This is a genomic window from Agromyces sp. Root81, assembly GCF_001429165.1.
Classification (GTDB): Bacteria; Actinomycetota; Actinomycetes; order Actinomycetales; family Microbacteriaceae; genus Agromyces.
Map to the genome: position 1 here is coordinate 1,196,689 of NZ_LMIR01000002.1, position 17,601 is coordinate 1,214,289.

Genomic DNA, 17,601 nt, shown 5'->3' on the forward strand with positions numbered 1-17,601 from the left:
GTCATCACCCGGCGGTGAACACACAGGATCATGGCGCGTCGTCATCCGACGGCCGTTGCCGCCGAACCGCCCGCGGTCTACGGTGAGGGCAACCGTTACTGATGTACCCAACTCGGGGGTTCTCATGGTCGACGTCACCCATCGTTCCGCGTCTCGCGGCCTGAGCCTCGTGCTCGGCGTCGCGCTGGCCGTCACCGGCGTCGCGGTCACCGCACCTGCGGCGGCCGCAGGGCGGCCCGCGCCGCCGGCACCGTCGACGTCGACCGGGCACGGCGGCGCCGTGTCGTCGGTCGACTCCGAGGCGAGTGCCGCAGGCCTCGAGGTGCTGCGCAAGGGCGGCAACGCCGTCGACGCCGCCGTGGCGACGGCTGCCGCGCTCGGCGTCACCGAGCCCTACAGCGCCGGCATCGGCGGCGGCGGCTACTTCGTGTACTTCGACGCGGCGACCGGCGAGGTCACCACGATCGACGGACGCGAGACCGCGCCCGCATCGATGCCGACCGATGCGTTCATCGATCCGACCACGGGCCAGCCGTACCCGTTCGCCGCCGCCGTGTCATCCGGCCTGTCGGTCGGCGTGCCCGGCACGCTCGCCACCTGGGAGGCGGCGCTCGACCGGTTCGGCACCGAGTCGCTGCACGACATGCTGAAGCCGTCGATCCTGCTCGCCACGCGCGGGTTCCGGGTCGACGAGACGTTCGCCCAGCAGACGGCCGCCAACCAGGCCCGGTTCGCGGCGTTCCCCGCAACGGCAGACCTGTTCCTGCCGAACGACGCACCGCCGGTGGTCGGGTCGACCTTCACGAACCCCGACCTGGCGAAGACGCTCCGGGAGATCGCGGTGCACGGCACCGACGCCTTCTACGACGGCGCCATCGCCGACGAGATCGCGGCCATCGCACAGGACCCGCAGACCGATCCGGCGGCGACGCTGCCCGCGTTCCCGGGCTACCTGACGGCCGACGACCTCGCCGACTACGCGGTGCTCGAGCAGGATCCGACGCACATGGAGTACCGAGGACTCGACGTCTACGGCATGGCGCCGTCGTCGTCGGGCGGCACGACGGTGGGCGAATCGCTGAACATCCTCGAGAACTACGACCTCGCGTCCGAGCAGGTGCCGCAGGCCCTGCACCTCTCCCTCGAGGCCACCGCCCACGCCTTCGCCGATCGCAACGCCTACGTGGGCGATCCGGCGTTCGTCGACGTGCCGACCGAGACCCTGCTCAGCCAGGACTTCGCCGACGCTCGAGCGTGCGTGATCGATCCGGATGTCGCGACGGTCAAGCCCGTGGCGCCCGCGCCGTTGGACGCGGCGGGCTGCGCGACGGCCGCCGTCGCCGAGCCCGTCGACACCGAGAACATCTCGACGACGCATCTCTCGGTGGTCGACCAGTGGGGCAACGCGGTCGCCTACACCCTCACGATCGAGCAGACCGGCGGCTCGGGCATGACCGTACCCGGGCGCGGGTTCCTGCTGAACAACGAGCTCACCGACTTCAACTTCGTGCCGAACCCCGCCGACCCGAACACGGTCGAAGCCGGCAAGCGACCGCGCTCGTCGATGTCGCCCACGATCGTGCTCGACGACGGCGACGTGCGCTACGTGGTCGGGTCGCCGGGCGGGTCGACGATCATCACGACCGTGGCGCAGGTGCTCGTGAACCGCATCGACCTCGGCATGAGCCTGCCCGAGGCGGTCGCGGCCCCGCGGGCATCGCAGCGCAACACCGCGAACGTCTCGGCCGAGCAGGCGTTCCTCGACGCCTACGCCGCCGAGCTCACGCCCTACGGCCACCGCTTCGGGCCACCGGCCGAGATCGGTGCGGTGGCGGCCATCGAGGTCGACGCCGACGGGCTCATGACCGCGGTCGCCGAACCTGTCCGACGCGGCGGCGGCACCGGGCTGGTGGTCGAACCGGCCCCCTGAGCCCGGCCTCCGGATCAGTGCATCGTCGCGACGACAATACGGACGGAAACCGACCGCATGATTGCATAGCGTGGCCGATATGGACATCGAAACACCGCACCCCGTCGTCAACAGGGCCGCCCAGCCGTGGATCGTCACGCGCGACACCGCGCGCCTCCTCGCCTTCGCGACCGAGGCGTTCGGCGCCGTCGAGATCGCCCGTGTGCCGACCGAGGACGGCGGCATCGGACACGCCGAATTCACGATCGGAGACACCTGGCTCCTCGCCTTCGATGCGCAGCCCGACTGGCCCGACACCCCCGCGATGCTCCGGGTCTTCGTCGATGACGCCGCAGCGGCCTTCGCACGCGGCGTCGCCGCCGGCGCGACGATCGTCACCGATATCGACGATGCCGCATGGGGCGATCGCGGCGGCCGCCTCCGCGATCCGCTCGGCAACATCTGGTGGGTCGTACAGCACGTCGAAGACGTCGACCCTGCCGAGATGGTGCGGCGGTTCGGCGAGCCGCGCTACCAGGAGTCCATGCGGCTCGCGCAGGAGACGCTCGACCGCGAACTCAGCGGCCGCACCGACGGCTGGTCGAGCCGGCCGGTCCTCTGAGTCGGGCCGGCCTCCGGCTCAGAGCGCCCGCAGTCGCGGCGCGAGGTCTCGCGCGAAGAGTTCCTGGAAGCGCGCCTGGTCGTGCCCCGGTGCGTGGAAGACGAGGTGGTTGAAGCCCCAGTCGACGTACTGCTTGATGCCGGCGACGACCTCGTCGGGGTCGCTGCCGACGATCCAGCGCTTGGCGATCTGCTCGATCGGCAGCGCGTCGGCGGCCCGCTCCATCTCGACCGGGTCGGTGATGTCGTGCTTCTGCTCGGGGCTGAGGGAGAGCGGCGACCAGAACCGCGTGTTCTCGAGCGCGGCCGTGGCGTCGGTATCGTACGAGAGCTTGATCTCGATCATGCGGTCGAGGTCGTCGTACGAGCGACCGCCGGCCGCGACGCCGTCCTTCACCGCGGGGATGAGCTGCTCGGTGTAGAGCTCCATGCCCTTGCCCGAGGTGCAGATGAACCCGTCGCCCGCGCGCCCCGCGTACTTCGCGACGGTCGGACCGCCCGCGGCGATGTAGACAGGCACCGGGACATCCGGGCGGTCGTAGATCGACGCGCCGTGGGTCGAGTAGTACTCGCCCTCGAAGCTCACCTGCTCGTCGTCGGTCCAGAGCGCGCGCATGAGGCGCACCGACTCGCGGAGGCGCGCGAAGCGCTCGCGGAACTCGGGCCACTCCTGCTCGCCCGCACCGCGGAAGCCCGTCGCGATCTCGTTGAGCGCCTCACCCGTGCCGAAGCCGGCGATGATGCGCCCCGGGTAGAGGCAGCCGAGGCTCGCGAACGCCTGCGCGAGCACCGCGGGGTTGTAGCGGAACGTCGGCGTCATGACGCTCGTGCCGATCCTGATGGTCGAGGTGCGCTCACCCACGGCCGCCATCCAGGTCAGCGAGAAGGGCGCGTGCCCGCCGTCGTGCCGCCACGGCTGGAAGTGGTCACTCGTGAACACCGACTCGAAGCCGTTGCCTTCGGCCGCGACCGCGATCTCGACGAGCTCGCGCGGGGCGAACTGCTCGGCTGAGGCCTTGTATCCGAGGGTGAGCGTCATGCTTCGATCCTCGCACGATCGGGGCCGCGTCGCTCCGGCCGATCAGGAATGCGATGAGGCGTGCGGAAGGCCGGCCGCCGCCGCCCGCGTCAGCGGCCCGACCCCAAGGGCGACCGCCTCGGCGAGCGCCTCGATGGTGTCGACGTCGCGCCTGAGGCGGGCGGATGCCTCGAGCTCGACGAACCCCGCGGCGGCATGGCGTGCGGCCGAGTCGGCGCCGAAGTGCGGTCGCAGCTCGGTGCCCGTCGACGCGGCCGCGAGCGTCGTGCCGGTGCCGTCGGCGTCGCGCACGAAGGCGAGCGGATGCCGCGACGCGGCCGCGAGCGCGGCGTCGAGGTCGTCGGGCGCGAGGGCCGGCAGGTCGCCGAGCAGCACGGCCACGGGGCGAAGGCCCGCCTCGTCGTCGCCCACCCGGGCGTGGGCGATGCCGTACGCGATCGCCCGGGTCAGGCCTCGCGGACCCTCGGCCGGTTCGGCCAGGAACTCGGCCCCGTCGGCGAGCGAGGAGTCGTCGCCCACCACGATGACCTGGGCGACCGTGCGCGCGGCGAGTGCGGCGGCGATCGTGTCGAGGGCGAAGGCCCGGGCGAGCACCTCCCGCGCGGCCGGGGGCACCGCCGCGGCGAGCCGGGTCTTCGCACCGGCGGGCGCCTTGACGGGGATCACGACGGTCCAGACCGCCGCCGGCTCCGCGACATCCGCTTCCACGTCGGAGTGAGCGGATGGCGCGGGAGGCAACGAACTCGCGTCCTCCACCGCGATTCGTTCACTCCGATGCGCGCTGTGGCCGGTCATGCCCGCAGCCCCGGCAGCACGTCGCGACCGAAGACCTCGAGGAACGCGGCCTGATCGCGGCCCGCGTTGTGCAGGTAGATGCGGTCGAAGCCGAGGTCGAGGTGGCGCTGGATGTCGGCCCGGTGCACGTCGGGGTCGGCCGAGACGACCATGCGGCCGGCGAAGTCCTCGGGGCGCACGGTGCGGGCGAGCTGCTCGAACTCGAACGGCGAGCGGATGTCCCCGCGCGGGATGCGCAGGCCGCCGTTCGGCCACTCCGCGAGCGCGCCCCGCATCGCCTCCTCGTCGGTCGGCGCCCAGGAGAGGTGCAGCTGCAGCACCTTGGGCATGCGGGCGGCGTCGCGGCCGACCTCGCGCGCGCCCTCCCGGAAGCGGGTGAGCAGGGCCGCGAGCTTCTCGGCGGGCGCGCCGGTCGTGATCATGCCGTCGACGGTGCGGCCCGCGCGTTTGGCGGTCACCGGTCCCGAGGCCGCGACGAGGATCTCGGGCGCGACGGCCGGCATCGTCCAGAGCCGGGTCGCCTCGAGCTTGAAGTGCTGGCCGGAGTGGCGCACGTCGCGTCCGGCGAGCGATCCGGTGAAGAGCTTCCTGATCACGTCGACCGCCTCGAACATGCGGTTGATGCGGTCGGGCGCCTCGGGCCAGTACGGGCCGACGACGTGCTCGTTGAGCGCTTCACCCGAGCCGAGGCCGAGCCAGTGGCGACCCGGATGCATCGACGCGAGCGTCGCGCTCGCCTGGGCGACGACGGCCGGATGCATCCGGAAGCCCGGTGTCGTCACGCCGGGGCCGAAGTCGCCGTGCGTCCGTTCGGCGATCGCGCCGAGCACGCTCCACACGAACGAGGACTCGCCCTGCGCCGGGATCCACGGCTGGAAGTGGTCGCTCGCCATCACCCCGGTGAAGCCGTGCGACTCGGCGAGCGCGCTGAGCGCGACCGCCTCCGCCGGAGGGAACCGCTCGAGCATCGCGGCATAGCCGATGTGTGCTGACACACCTCTATCCTCGCGTGTCGGCGACCCGATCACTCCGCGGCGGCCAGCGGCCCCTCGGCCTGCGACTCGTCGAAGCCGTCGCGGTACCCCTCGTTGTACGCCTCATCGGCGCCGATGCGGAAGAGGTCGCGCTCCGCCGGGCGCTGGATCGACCGCGCACCGGGCAGGTCGAGATCGCCGACGAACTGCCCGAGTCCGCGCACGACCGCGACGGGCACGCCCGACGACTTGCCCTTCACGAGTTCGGCGGCCCCGGCGATCTCGTCGGCGACGCACGGCATCGTGACGGCGAGGGGTTTGCCGGCGGCATCCGTCGAACCGCGCAGGTCGTCGAAGACGTGCACGCCGGCCGCACCGATCGCGAGGTCGGTCTGGCCCTCGCGCCACGGCCGGCCGAGCGTGTCGGAGAGGATGACGCCGACATGGGCACCCGTGAGTGCACGGATGCCGGTGGCGAGCGCACGCGCCGAGGCATCCGGGTCGACCGGAAGCAGCAGCACCGTGCCTTCGGGCGTGTTCGACGCGTCGACGCCGGCCGCCGCGCCGATGATGCCCTGCCGGTTCTCGACGATGCGGGTCACGCCGCCCTCGTACGCGCGGCTCGCGACGACGCGCACGGTCTCGTCGGTGATGGCCTGCTCGCGGTCGGCGGCCGCGACGACGCGCCCCTCGGCCTTCGAGACGATCTTCGACGTGATGACGAGGATGTCGCCGTCTTCGAGCTCGGTCGCGTCGACGATGAGCGCGGCGAGATCCGCCCCCTTCACGATCTCGGGCAGGCCCCCGATGCCTTCGATGCTGAACTTCACGGCCACCCCCTGGCTCCATGGATATTGCCTCGATCCTTGCAGCTTCCGTGGCGCCGCTGCCAGAATTCGGCCATGGCGCACGAATCCGAAGCCGCCGACGACGCCGTGAACCCCGCCGACGCCGATCCTGCCGACGCCGACGGCGAGCATGCCGAGATCCGCCGGGAGACCTACGGCGAGCGTCTCGACCGCAAGTGGAACGATGTCCTGCAGGAGCTTCGCGCCGTGCAGGCCGGCACCCAGATCATCACGGGCTTCCTGCTCGCGGTGGCGTTCCAGCCGACGTTCGCCGAACTCGAGCGCTACGAGCTCACCCTCTACCTCGTGCTCGTCGTCCTCGCCGCGACGGCGACGATGCTGGGTCTCGCGCCCGTGATCCTGCACCGCGAGCTCACCGGACATCACCAGAAGGAACGGGTCGTGCGGATCGCCAACGGCATCCTGCTGACGCTGCTCGTCGTCGTCTCGTTCCTCACGGCGGGCGTCGCGAGCCTCATCTTCGACGTGGCCGTGCACCAGGTCGCGGGATTCATCGCGCTCGGGGTCAGCCTCATCCTGCTCGCGGTGTTCTGGATCGTGGTGCCGCGTGTCGGTCGTCCCTCGCTGCGGGAGCGGCTGCGCCCCTGACCCACCCGGGCGTGGAATCGGCCACGGCGCGGAATCGCGTCGGCGCCGCCGAATAGGCTGGGACCATGCGCATCGCCACCTGGAACGTCAACTCGATCCGCGCCCGAGTGGGGCGCACCGTCGATTGGATGGTGCGCGAAGACGTCGACGTGCTCGCGATGCAGGAGATCAAGTGCAAGCCCGAGCAGTTCCCGATCGAAGCGTTCGAGGAGGCGGGTTACGAGGTCGCGATCCACGGGCTGAACCAGTGGAACGGCGTGGCGATCGCGAGCCGCTCGCACATCGGCGAGGTCGAGACCTCGTTCCCCGGCATGCCCGGGTTCCTCAAGGGGCTCGAGGGCCCCGACCAGCCGCAGGAGGCGCGGGCGATCGGCGCGACCATCGACGGCGTTCGCGTGTGGAGCCTCTACGTGCCCAACGGCCGCTCGCTCGGCGACCCGCACTACACGTACAAGCTCGACTGGCTCGCGGCGCTCACGGAGTACACGCGCGCCGAGACATCCGGCCGGCCAGAAGTGCCGTTCGCGCTCATGGGCGACTTCAACATCGCCCCGCTCGATGAGGACAACGGCGACCCGGCCGTCGTCGAGGGCGTCACGACCCACGTCTCGCCGGCCGAGCGCCAGGCGTTCTTCACGCTCGAGAACGCCGGCGTCTCCGATGTCGTGCGCCCCCGCATCCCCGAGGGCTACACCTACTGGGACTACAAGCAGTTGAAGTTCCCGCGCAACGAGGGGCTGCGCATCGACTTCATCCTGGGTTCGGCCGCCTTCGCCGAGGCCGTGACGGATGCCTCGATCCACCGCAACGAGCGCAAGGGCGACGCCCCGAGCGACCACGTGCCGGTGCTCGTCGACCTCGCGATCGGCGATGACGACGACGATCGGCCGATGATCTTCTAGGAGGCGGCGGCACCGGCGCTGCAGGCACCGGGCTGGTGATCTGCGCCCTGCCACAGGTGAGCGCGCTGTCTCGGCACTGAGCCAGCGCTGAAGCTCCCATCACCCCCCGGTGGCGCCTCACCCCCGGTGGCGCCATCGGTTGATCCCGACCGTGATGAGGGTGACGGCTACGCCGATGAACAGGAGAGGCACCTCGAAAGCGAGTGCGGCCGATGCGCCGGCCAACGCTGCGAGTAGGAGCCCATCCAGAGCCCAGGTCATCCGCACTGCCGCGCTGAGATCGCCCATCGGTGTGGGAATCGGGGTGAGAAGCACGGGCGGGAGTGGCCCTTTCAGGGCGTTGCTGACTCGTGCGACGAGGGTGAGCAGACCGAGCACGAACGCGCTGGCCAGTGGAGCTGCGACCGCGATCCCGGTCAGGATCGAGCACACGATGACCGCCGCAAGCAACACGAGCACGACGACGGCCAGCGGGAAGAGCGCGTGATTGGCGAGCAGGTGTTCGTCGCTGATCCCGTAGAGGGGGAAATCCCCGGCAACACTTGCAGCGTGCCGGATGCCGTCCGAGAGCGGGCCGATACCTGCGAAGACGATCAGCCCTGCGGCGGCTCCGAGCAGCCAGCCGGGTGTGGCGGGCGCGAACGCGAGCGTGATCAGCACTCCGCTTGCGGCGAGGGCGGCGACGCCGACGATGAGGCGGCCCGGTGTGCGGGTGGAGCCGACAGCGTCGCGGATCAGGAACGTCCACGCCAGCCGGTTCCTTGGTCGGATCGCGCGCGTGCCGCGACCCCTGTGGGGCCGCCCCTGGTAGAGAGCGGCCGCCATGTTGAAGTCCATGCCCGTTGTGTGGGCCGCCGCCGCGTCCCAGCGCGCGGACTGAACCGCCAACGCGGTGAGGTCAAGCCGATTCATCAGCACCGGCACCACGGCGGCGAGCGAGGCAGTCAGAGCAGCCAATGCCACGACGATGTGCGACGTACCGCTCCCGGGGTAAGCGAGGCCGACCCAGCCCCAGGGAGTGAACGGCTGCATGAGAGGGATGGCGGCGGTAGTCACCCCCAGCGCGAGGACACCGAGCGCGACCGGCATCGCAGCCCGTGGGAACGCCTGGCCGACGAGCCACGCCACCGTCGTGATGACTCCGACCATCGCACCAGCTGCCGTGAAGACTGCGCCGCTGAGCGGCTCGGACAGGCCGTGATGTACGAGGCTGCCGGCCACCAACCCGGCGACGAGCGTAGTCATCGTGGTCACGAGCACACCGGCGCGCAGCACGGGGCCGCGAAACGTGTCCGAGCGGGGCAGATCGCTGGCGGCGAGGGCGTGCGTCAGGAACGGTGGATGAAGTGCCGGGCCACGGTCACGGCCCAGCAGCAGCCCACCCGACCACAGCCCCGCCACGATGAGCATCGTCACCCCCGGCGCAGCGGGCGATGCGAACAGGGCGACTCCTTCCTCGCTGGCCGCGCTCAGCCACACCGCACGGGCGAGGGGTGCCACGGTGACCAGTGCGACCATGAGGACCATGTAGATCAGGAACCCGCGGTCACCGACCGTGCGGACGTTGCGCGCACGCCAGATCCCGATCGCCGCACCAGATCGGCTGCTCATGCCACCGCATCCAACCAGAGCGTGCGATCAGCCACCCCGTCTGCGAGCAACGGACTGTGCGTGGCTACCACGAGCGTCGCACCGTCATCGCGCCGCGCACGCAGCACGCGGATCACCGACTCGACATGCTCCGGGTCCAACCGCTGCTCCGGCTCATCGAGGATCAACACCTCGAACGGCCGGGCCAGCACCAGGGCGAGACCGAACAACTGCGTCTGCCCGGATGACAGCTCGTGGGGGAACCGTTCGTCCAGAGCATCCAACCCCAACTCCGCGAGTACGTCGCGCGTGAGCTCCGCGGCCGCGGTCGAGTCATCCGTCCAGGTCGTTGCGACCAGCAGGACGTGATCGAACACCGTGAGGTCGGAGGCCATCGGCGGCAAGCCGATCATCGCGGCGACCCGTCTCCGGAAACCGCCGTCACGCTCGACCACGCCGAGGCCGCCGATCCGCACCATCCCGCTCGACGGCTTCCGGGCACCGGCCAGCACGCGCAGCAACGTCGACTTGCCCGTCCCGTTCCGACCGCGCACGATCAAGGCCTCGCCGCGCGGCACCGATGTCGAGATCGGGGCCAGGAGCGTCACGTCGCCCGCGTTCACACCTACCTCGTCCACCTCGATCATGCGACCATCCTCTCAGGTCGTGCAATCGCGCCCGGAATCACATGACCGGGCGAGGACTGTGCGTAGCGTGGTCGATTTCCGCGCCCCGCATCCGATCCCGATACGAAGCCGGCCCCTCCAATGCGAGCGTGACCATGGCCGGATCGAGCGCCTGCACGATCGCCCGAACCGTTGAATAGCTCGGTGCGGGCCCGATGCTCCCTGACTGACGGCCGACCCTCGATGATACAGGCTTCCATGAATACACGATCTGATGTATCGTAACCGACGTGACCGAAACGGCGACCCTGACCCACACCGCGGCGCTCGCGCGCCTCGGGCACGCGCTCTCCGACGAGACCCGCGCCCGGGTCCTGCTCTCGCTTCGCGAGGCGCCCGCGTACCCGTCGGATCTCGCCGAGTCGCTCGGCGTCTCCCGGCAGGTGATGTCGAACCAGCTCGCGTGCCTGCGCGGCTGCGGACTCGTCGAGGCGGTGCCCGACGGGCGCCGCACCTCCTACCGGCTCGCCGGCGAGTACCTCGCCCCCGCGCTCGGCGACCTGCTGCGGCTCGTGCTCGTCGTCGACCCGGCATGCTGCTCGAGCGACGAGTGCACGTGCGCATGACCGCCGTTCCGCTCACGCCCGGCCCGCGCAACCCCGGCTCGCACAACCCCGGCTCGCGCACGCCACTCGCCGCCGAACGCCGCGCCGTGCTCGTGCGACGCATCCGGCTCATCGTCGCGGCGACCATCACGTACAACGTGATCGAGGCGATCGTCGCCCTCGCCGCGGGCTCGGTGGCCTCCTCGGCCGCCCTCATCGGCTTCGGCCTCGACTCCATCGTCGAGGTGCTCTCGGCCGCCGCGGTGGCCTGGCAGTTCGCGGCCCCCGACCCGCATAAGCGGGAGCGCGTCGCCCTGCGCCTCATCGCCGTCTCGTTCTTCGGCCTGGCGCTGTTCGTCTCGATCGACGCCGCGCGCGCTCTGCTCGGCGCCGCGGAGCCCGCGCACTCCCCTGTCGGCATCGTGCTCGCCGCCGTGAGCCTCGCCGTCATGCCGCTGCTGTCGTGGTTCGAGCGCCGCACCGGCCGCGAACTCGGCTCCGCCTCCGCCGTGGCGGACTCGAAGCAGACGCTGATCTGCGCCTACCTCTCGGCCGCGCTGCTCGCGGGCCTCCTGCTCAACAGCCTGCTCGGCTGGGCTTGGGCCGACTCGGTGGCCGCCCTCGTCATCGCCGCCTTCGCCGTGCGCGAGGGCATCGAGGCCTGGCGCGGCGACGTCTGCACGGTGCCGGTCTCGGTGCTGACCGGCGAGCGCGAGGCAGAGACCGACGGGCACGACGACTGCTGCTGAGCAGGCCCGCGGTCAGCGCGGCGCCCGCACCGCGAGCTGCGAGCGGAGCTCCTCCTTCGCTCGCTGGTAGCGGCCCCGCACGGTCGACGCCGGCATCCCGAGCAGGACGCCGATCTCGACGAGCGACCAGCCGTCCCAGTGCACGAGGGTGACGATCTCGGCGAGGTCGGGGTCGAGTCGCTCGAGCAGGTCCCGCATTGCGACGACGTCGGCGGGGTCTTCGACCGAACGGGTCGTCAGCACGTCGCGGAGGGCGCCGCCAAGACGCTCGCGCCGCGCCTCGCTGCGGGCCGCGTTGCGGAGCACGTTCCGCGCGACGCCGAACAGCCACATGCGGGCGGGCTCGACCTCCCGCGGGAGCTCCGACCTGCGGCGCCAGGCGATCAGCATCGTCTCGGCGAGCAGATCGGCACCGTCGGCGCCGACCCTGCGTTCGAAGTACGCGAGGAGGTCGGGAGACGCCTCGGCCATGAGGTCCGCGTACTCACGTTCGTCGCGCGACCGGCTGCGGCCGATCACTCGTCGACCCCGGTGCACATCTCCTGGCTCGAGAAGCGGACGCCGACCATCGGCAGGCCTCGACCCTCGACGTACTCCGTCATCCGGTCCTGGATCGCACGCTTGACGGCGTCATCGTATTCGACGTCGGCGTTGTACTGCTCGGTGCCGTACCCGAACGGGGTCACCGAGCCATCGCCGTTCTGGATGAAGTTCTCGTCGACGGCTCGGCCCGAGACGATCGCGTCCTCGACATCGGCTTCGGCGAAGAGGTCGCCGGCCCGCAGATAGTCGCGCACCGCGTCGGCAGACCGCGGATCCGCCTCCACGCCTACGGGGCGAGCCGGGTCGGGACTGTAGGCGACGTCTCCGAGGCGGAGCTCGCAGGCGCCGCCGCCGGGCAACGAGTAGGTGACGATCGCATCGGGCTCCACGGCCCATCCCTGCCACTCGGTGCTCGTGCCCCAGAACAGCGACCAGTCGACCATGGTCGCGGCGAAGGCCGCGCCTGCTCCCCCGAACAGCAGCACCGGTGCCAGCAGCGCCGCCACGAGGGCGCCGTGCCGCCGGCGCTTCGGCCGGTCCGACGCCATCGCCGATTCCGCCATCAACGCCAACCGCGACCGCAGTTCGGGCGTCATGCCCGTGCTGGGGCGAACGGCCGCACCGAGCATCCGGTCGAGGTCGGGATCCTCGTCCAGCCCGCGCGGTCCATCGGTGTTCGTGGTGTTCATCGCCACGTCTCCATTCGTCGAATCATGCCCTACCCAGGTCATGTCCGGCTCCGCTGGATTCGTCCGCCTCCCAGCCGGCGGCGATACCCTCGAACACGTGACCAGCTCCACTGATCGACTCGCCGGCAGCCCCTTCTCGGGCGCCACCCTCGGCGGGCGGTACCGGCTCGGCGACCTCATCGGCCGGGGCGGTATGGCGAGCGTCTACCGCGGCGAGGACCTGAGCCTCGGCCGCCCCGTCGCCGTGAAGGTCTTCGCCGACGCGGCAGCCGGCATCGACGACGTCGCCCGGCGTCGCTCCGAGACGGCGCTGCTCGCGAGCGTCGAGCACCGCGCGCTCGTGCGCCTCTACGACGCCGCCCACGACGAGGCGATCGACCGCGAGTACCTCGTCATGGAGCTCGTCGACGGGCGGGATCTCCGCCAGACCCTGCGGCTCGGCCCGATCAGCGCAGCGGATGCCGCGGCGATCGCCGCCGACCTCGGCGAGGCGTTGCACGTGATCCACGCGCGCGGCATCGTGCACCGCGACGTGAAGCCGGCGAACGTGCTGCTGGCGCCGTCGCACCTGCCCACCCGCAGCTGGAACGCGAAGCTCGCCGACTTCGGCATCGCCCGCCTGATCGACGACGCCCGCCTCACCCGCACCGGCGCCTACGTCGGCACCCCCGGCTACCTCAGCCCCGAGCAGGTCGGCGGCCGGGCGCCCGGCACCGCGGCCGACATCTACTCGCTCGGACTCGTGCTGCTCGAGACGCGAACCGGGCAGCAGGCGTTCCCGGGTCCGGCCTCCGAGTCGACGATGGCGCGCCTCGTGCGCGACCCCGAGATCCCCGCAGAGCTCGGCCCCGAGTGGGTCGAGCTGCTCCGCGCCATGACGGCCCGCGAGGCATCCGATCGGCCGACGGCCCTCGAGGTCGCGATGGCGGCCGGTCGACTCGACCGGGTGCCCGCGATGTCGGATGCCGCGACGACCGTGCTGCACGAGGCATCCGACGCCACCAGGGTGCTGCCGGCCGGCGGCGAAGCGACGCCCGTCGCGACGCAGGGGGCCGCGACCGCGGCGACCGCGGTGCTCGGCACGAACGACCGATCCGACGATGCCGTCGCGGCACGTGCGATCGCGGCCGCGATGAGGCCGGCGCCGACCCGCTCACGCCGAGCGGACCGCGCGGAACGCTCGGAACGCTCGGACGACTCCGACACCTCGCGCCGCTGGGTGCGCCCGGCGATCGCGATCGTGCTGCTGGCCATCATCGCGATCGGGGCGGCGCTGCTCATCGTGCCGTCGATCGCGAGCAGCATGCAACCGCCGGCGGCGCCATCCGAGCCCCTACCGAGCCTGCCCGGCGAGCTCGGTGTGCACCTCGAGCGCCTCGACGAGGCGGTGACCCGATGACGCGCGCGCGCATCCGCACCGCCCTCGGCGGCGGGCTCCTCGTCGCCTCGCTCGCATTCGGGCTCACCGCGTGCGGCACATCACCCGAGTCCCTCAGTGCCGATCTCCACGCCTCGGTCGTGCAGGTCGCCGAGCGGGCGGAGGCGGGGGATCATCTCGGCGCCATCGCCGCGCTCGCGCTCCTCGACCGCGATGTCACGGCTGCCGTCGACGCCGGCACCATCGGGGCCGAGCAGGCCGCGGAGATCCGCGAGGCGATCGCCCTCGTGCAGGCGGATCTCGAGGCCGCGATCGTCGCCGACACCCCGTCCCCGACGCCGGCGCCTGACGACGACGAAGAAGACGACGACAACCGCGGCCCGGGCAACAACAACGGCAACGGCAACAAGGACAAGAAGCACGACGAGGGCGACGACTGACCCGTGCGCCCGGCCGCGCTTCCGATTCGGTGGCCGCTTCCAGCTTCACGAGGTACCGTCACGGCATGACGCCCGAACTCTGGTTGCCCGTGATCTGCGCCGCAGGCCTCGTGGTGCCGCTGCTGCTCGGATTCGCGGCACGACGACCGCGGCCACGGCCCGTGCGCGCTCAGCGCCCGTCGACGAACCGCTCCCCCGAGCGGTAGGCCCGACGCGCTTCGATCACGAGGCCGGCGCGCGGCATCCCGGCCGTCATCGCGACCGCATCGTGCGTAGTCTCTGGGGATGCCCACTCTCACCGTTCCCGGCGCCGAACTCCACTACGAGTCGGCGGGCCGCGCCTCAGCGTCCGCCCTGCTCCTGATTCCCGCCGGCATCGCGACGCTGCGCATGTGGGACGAGCAGATCGACGCCCTCGCCGAAGACCACTTCGTCGCCCGGTTCGACCCTCGGGGCTTCGGCGGCACGCACCACGACGAGTCGGTGCCGTTCGCGAATCACGCGGACGCGATCGCGGTGCTCGATCATCTGGGCATCGGCGAGGCGACCGTGATCGGCGCCAGCCGTGGCGGGCGGATCACGCTCGACGCCGCCCTCGCCTCCCCCGATCGCGTGCGCGGCGTGGTGACCGTCGGGTCGGAGCCGGGCGGGTTCCCCGACCTGCCGCTCACCGAAGAGGAGCAGCGCCGGTTCGACGAGGTCGAGGCGATCGACCCGGCGGTCGACCCGGCACTGCTCATGCGCCTCGAGACGGCCGTCTGGGCGGTGGGGCCGCTCCGCTCCGAGGCGGAGCTCGACCCGGCGTTCGTGCGGCGGGCGCACGAGCTGAACGCCCCGAACGTCGCGCATGCCACCGACGACGGCACCATGCTGCCGCTCGAACCGCCGGCGTACGAGCGGCTCGGCGACATCCGGGTGCCGGCGCTCGTGACCGTGGGCGAGTACGACCTCAGCTCCGAGCTCGCGGCGTACGATCAGCTGCTCGAGCGCCTGCCGGAGGCCACGGGCGTCCGCTTCGCGGACACCGCGCACCTGCCGAGCGTCGAGCGACCCGAGGAGTTCACGCGTGTGCTGCTCGAGTGGCTCGACCGGCACGGGCTCTGACGCCCCGCCCATCCGCCCGGCTCAGCGCCGCGGCCCGACTCAGCGCCGCCCGGTGAACCGATCCATCGAACGGTAGATGCCGAGCCCGTCGCCGACGAGGCGATCGAACGCGCGGGCCGGCAGCAGGCCGTGGAGTGCGCGCGAGATGCGCACCGTTCGCGGCAGTTCGAGCAGCGGCCATCCGTCGAGCATCGCCCGCCACACCCGGTCGACGACGTACTCGGGGTCGAGCACCGGCGTGAGCACCGGGCTGCGGGCGCCGGCGAACATGCCGGTGGCGACGTAGCTCGGCGTGACCGTGGTGACCTTCACGTTGCCGTGGTCGGCCTGCTCGAGTTCGATGCGCAGCGACTCGCTCCAGCCGATGAGCGCGGCCTTCGACGCGGCGTAGGCCGCCAGGCGCGGGGTGCCGACCGTGCCGGCCGCACTCGCGATGTTCACGATGCGCGCCGCCCGGTACGCGTTCGCGATCATGCCGGGCAGGAACTCCCGCGTGATGTACATCGGGGCGAGGGCGTTGACCTGCATCGTCTGGCGAGTGTCCTCGCCGTTGTCGGTCTGCCAGAAGTAGCGGTTGCCGCGTACGATGCCGGCGTTGTTGATGAGCACGTCGGGGTTGCCGACATCCTTCCGCACCCGCTGGGCCGTCTTCGCGATCGCGCCGAGGTCGCCGACGTCGACGACGAACGACTGGATGCGGGTGCGTCCGCGCGAGATCGTGCCGAGTTCGTCGACGGTGCGGGCGAGGGCGGCGGCGTTGCGGCCCCACAGGGTGACGGATGCCGCGCGCTCGGCGATCGCCCGTTCGGCGTACATGCGGCCCATGCCACGGGCCGCGCCGGTGATCAGGACACTCGCGCCGCGCACCGTTCTCGTCATCGCACCATTGTCGCGCACCACGGGGCTCGAGGTCCTCGTGACTGGGCGACGGCGCAGCGCGCGCCCCTTCTCTCGCGGCCGTCGCCGTGGCACCATGGCCGGATGACCGACGACGTTCGACTCCGACCGAAGACCGCCGCCGAGACGGCCGACTGGCTGCCCGTCGCGATGGCGGCGTACGAGCAGGCGCGGCAGCGCGCCGGCGACACGGCCGAGCAGGCGATCGTCGCCCGACGCGCCTCGGAGGAGCAGTACTTCCCCGACGGGCGCCTCATCGACGGGCACCTGCTCTTCACGGTCGAGGCCGACGGCGACGACGCCGGCTGGCTCTGGATCGGGCCGATGAGCGACGCAGCCAACTGGTACGTCTGGGACATCGCGATCCATGAGACGCACCGCGGCCGCGGCCTCGGCGGCCGCACGATGCAGCTCGCCGAGGAGGTCGCGCGCGAGCACGGCGCGGTGAACCTGCGCCTGAACGTGTTCGGCTACAACACACCCGCGATCCGCCTCTACGAGGGTCTCGGTTACGAGACGGCGGCGATCCACATGCAGAAGGCGCTCTGACGGTCGAGCGGATGCCGCGGCATTCGCTCGCTCAACGCCCGGTGCCCACCGGGGTTCGTCTCACCAGGGCTCGTCGGCGGCCGGAAGCAGGGTGCGCACCTGCTGGACGGCGTCGGGGAAGCACGCGTCGAGCACCTCGGTGGCCGAGACCTCGTCGCCGTAGTCGCCGGTGAGCCGCAGGCCCACGATCGTGTTGATGAGCATGCCGGTGGCGATGAACTCGCGCGCCTGCTCGGGCGAGAACTCCGCCTCTTCGCGGAGGAAGCGCCAGATGCGGCTGAACCCGGCGCGGGCGACGCGGCCGATCTGCGGCTCGCCGCCGAGCGCCGTGGAGTTCGCGACGACGGGGAGCATGCCGCGCTCGACGAGGAGCTCGGTGTACGCCGTGCCCATGCGATCGCCGCGCCCCTCGGGGGTGCCCGGCAGCGCCGCCCGGAACACGCCGATCATGCGGTCGTACGTGCGCTCGATGACCTCGATGAAGAGCTTCTCCTTCGTGCCGAAGAGCCGTACGACGTAGGGCTGGCTGACGCCGGCGGCCCGGGCGACCTCGTCGGTCGTGGTGCCCACGTACGTCTTCGCGCCGAAGACCGCGGTGGCGGCCTCGAGGATGAGCTCGCGGCGGTCGGCCGCCTTCATGCGCGGAGCAGTGGGAACCGATTCGACCGTCATGGTTGACATGTTATCAGTCGATTACTACAGTTCGAAGTAATCATCCGATAACAACAAGGAGC

The 17,601-nt window shown here is 71.4% G+C and carries 21 protein-coding genes; 11 read left to right on the forward strand and 10 right to left on the reverse strand.

Annotated features, from left to right (window positions below):
• Positions 1-124: 124 nt before the first annotated feature.
• On the forward strand, positions 125-1,930 hold the full coding sequence (ggt, locus tag ASE14_RS10665) for a gamma-glutamyltransferase (protein WP_056654495.1): 1,806 nt from the start codon (positions 125-127) through the stop codon (positions 1,928-1,930).
• A gap of 79 nt (positions 1,931-2,009) precedes the next feature.
• A complete protein-coding gene (locus ASE14_RS10670; protein ID WP_056654497.1) occupies positions 2,010-2,531 on the forward strand; it encodes a VOC family protein in 522 nt (173 codons plus the stop codon).
• A gap of 18 nt (positions 2,532-2,549) precedes the next feature.
• Here the strand turns inward: ASE14_RS10670 and fgd are convergent, their stop codons facing one another.
• From fgd to cofE, 4 genes are read right to left on the reverse strand one after another with little or no spacing between them, the layout of a single operon-like run.
• A complete protein-coding gene (fgd, locus tag ASE14_RS10675; RefSeq protein ID WP_056654499.1) occupies positions 2,550-3,569 on the reverse strand; it encodes a glucose-6-phosphate dehydrogenase (coenzyme-F420) in 1,020 nt (339 codons plus the stop codon).
• A 42-nt stretch (positions 3,570-3,611) separates the two neighbouring features.
• A complete protein-coding gene (cofC, locus tag ASE14_RS10680) occupies positions 3,612-4,325 on the reverse strand; it encodes a 2-phospho-L-lactate guanylyltransferase (protein WP_235511220.1) in 714 nt (237 codons plus the stop codon).
• Between the two features lie 35 nt (positions 4,326-4,360).
• Entirely contained in the window at positions 4,361-5,359 is a 999-nt protein-coding gene (locus ASE14_RS10685; protein ID WP_255356080.1) for a TIGR03557 family F420-dependent LLM class oxidoreductase, read from the reverse strand.
• Between the two features lie 29 nt (positions 5,360-5,388).
• Complete coding sequence (gene cofE, locus ASE14_RS10690; protein ID WP_235511222.1) at positions 5,389-6,168, reverse strand: coenzyme F420-0:L-glutamate ligase; 780 nt, start codon at positions 6,166-6,168, stop codon at positions 5,389-5,391.
• Between the two features lie 72 nt (positions 6,169-6,240).
• On the opposite strand from cofE, the gene ASE14_RS10695 reads away from it, so the two are divergent.
• Both ASE14_RS10695 and ASE14_RS10700 read left to right on the forward strand, forming a co-directional pair.
• Positions 6,241-6,795, forward strand: a complete 555-nt coding sequence (locus ASE14_RS10695) for a DUF6328 family protein (protein ID WP_056654505.1) — start codon at positions 6,241-6,243, stop codon at positions 6,793-6,795.
• 65 nt (positions 6,796-6,860) lie between these two features.
• On the forward strand, positions 6,861-7,697 hold the full coding sequence (locus ASE14_RS10700) for an exodeoxyribonuclease III (protein WP_056654506.1): 837 nt from the start codon (positions 6,861-6,863) through the stop codon (positions 7,695-7,697).
• Positions 7,698-7,814: 117 nt separating this feature from the next.
• Here ASE14_RS10700 and ASE14_RS10705 read toward each other — a convergent pair whose 3' ends face one another.
• Positions 7,815-9,308 carry a DUF6297 family protein gene (locus tag ASE14_RS10705; RefSeq protein ID WP_056654508.1) on the reverse strand — a complete coding sequence of 498 codons (1,494 nt, stop codon included), beginning with the start codon at positions 9,306-9,308 and terminating at the stop codon, positions 7,815-7,817.
• Positions 9,305-9,934 carry an ABC transporter ATP-binding protein gene (locus ASE14_RS10710; protein WP_056654510.1) on the reverse strand — a complete coding sequence of 210 codons (630 nt, stop codon included), beginning with the start codon at positions 9,932-9,934 and terminating at the stop codon, positions 9,305-9,307. The genes ASE14_RS10705 and ASE14_RS10710 overlap by 4 nt, the downstream gene beginning before the upstream one ends.
• Positions 9,935-10,203: 269 nt before the next feature.
• Between ASE14_RS10710 and ASE14_RS10715 the strand changes: the two genes are divergently transcribed.
• Both ASE14_RS10715 and ASE14_RS10720 read left to right on the forward strand, forming a co-directional pair.
• A complete protein-coding gene (locus ASE14_RS10715) occupies positions 10,204-10,539 on the forward strand; it encodes a helix-turn-helix transcriptional regulator (RefSeq protein WP_056654512.1) in 336 nt (111 codons plus the stop codon).
• Entirely contained in the window at positions 10,536-11,267 is a 732-nt protein-coding gene (locus ASE14_RS10720) for a cation transporter (RefSeq protein ID WP_082600829.1), read from the forward strand. The genes ASE14_RS10715 and ASE14_RS10720 overlap by 4 nt, the downstream gene beginning before the upstream one ends.
• 12 nt (positions 11,268-11,279) lie before the next feature.
• Here ASE14_RS10720 and ASE14_RS10725 read toward each other — a convergent pair whose 3' ends face one another.
• On the reverse strand, positions 11,280-11,738 hold the full coding sequence (locus ASE14_RS10725; RefSeq protein WP_056656196.1) for an RNA polymerase sigma factor: 459 nt from the start codon (positions 11,736-11,738) through the stop codon (positions 11,280-11,282).
• A gap of 44 nt (positions 11,739-11,782) precedes the next feature.
• Positions 11,783-12,499: a hypothetical protein gene (locus ASE14_RS10730; protein ID WP_056654513.1), complete on the reverse strand. Its 717-nt coding sequence runs from the start codon at positions 12,497-12,499 to the stop codon at positions 11,783-11,785.
• Positions 12,500-12,596: 97 nt separating this feature from the next.
• On the opposite strand from ASE14_RS10730, the gene ASE14_RS10735 reads away from it, so the two are divergent.
• The 4 genes from ASE14_RS10735 (at position 12,597) to ASE14_RS10745 (ending at position 15,421) form a co-directional block, all read left to right on the forward strand.
• Complete coding sequence (locus tag ASE14_RS10735) at positions 12,597-13,898, forward strand: serine/threonine-protein kinase (protein WP_162257728.1); 1,302 nt, start codon at positions 12,597-12,599, stop codon at positions 13,896-13,898.
• Positions 13,895-14,317 (forward strand): hypothetical protein, encoded by a 423-nt coding sequence (locus ASE14_RS10740; RefSeq protein ID WP_056654516.1) that lies wholly within the window; start codon positions 13,895-13,897, stop codon positions 14,315-14,317. Before ASE14_RS10735 ends, ASE14_RS10740 begins: the two co-directional genes overlap by 4 nt.
• Before the next feature lie 65 nt (positions 14,318-14,382).
• Positions 14,383-14,523: a hypothetical protein gene (locus tag ASE14_RS20570; protein WP_157372939.1), complete on the forward strand. Its 141-nt coding sequence runs from the start codon at positions 14,383-14,385 to the stop codon at positions 14,521-14,523.
• Positions 14,524-14,602: 79 nt separating this feature from the next.
• Positions 14,603-15,421 (forward strand): alpha/beta fold hydrolase, encoded by an 819-nt coding sequence (locus ASE14_RS10745; RefSeq protein WP_056654518.1) that lies wholly within the window; start codon positions 14,603-14,605, stop codon positions 15,419-15,421.
• A gap of 39 nt (positions 15,422-15,460) precedes the next feature.
• Here ASE14_RS10745 and ASE14_RS10750 read toward each other — a convergent pair whose 3' ends face one another.
• The gene (locus ASE14_RS10750; RefSeq protein ID WP_056656199.1) at positions 15,461-16,300 is read right to left on the reverse strand and encodes an SDR family NAD(P)-dependent oxidoreductase; all 840 of its coding nucleotides are present in this window, start codon (positions 16,298-16,300) and stop codon (positions 15,461-15,463) included.
• A 102-nt stretch (positions 16,301-16,402) separates the two neighbouring features.
• On the opposite strand from ASE14_RS10750, the gene ASE14_RS10755 reads away from it, so the two are divergent.
• Positions 16,403-16,867 (forward strand): GNAT family N-acetyltransferase, encoded by a 465-nt coding sequence (locus ASE14_RS10755; protein WP_056654520.1) that lies wholly within the window; start codon positions 16,403-16,405, stop codon positions 16,865-16,867.
• 60 nt (positions 16,868-16,927) lie between these two features.
• Here the strand turns inward: ASE14_RS10755 and ASE14_RS10760 are convergent, their stop codons facing one another.
• The gene (locus ASE14_RS10760; protein ID WP_056654522.1) at positions 16,928-17,539 is read right to left on the reverse strand and encodes a TetR/AcrR family transcriptional regulator; all 612 of its coding nucleotides are present in this window, start codon (positions 17,537-17,539) and stop codon (positions 16,928-16,930) included.
• Between the last annotated feature and the right edge of the window lie 62 nt (positions 17,540-17,601).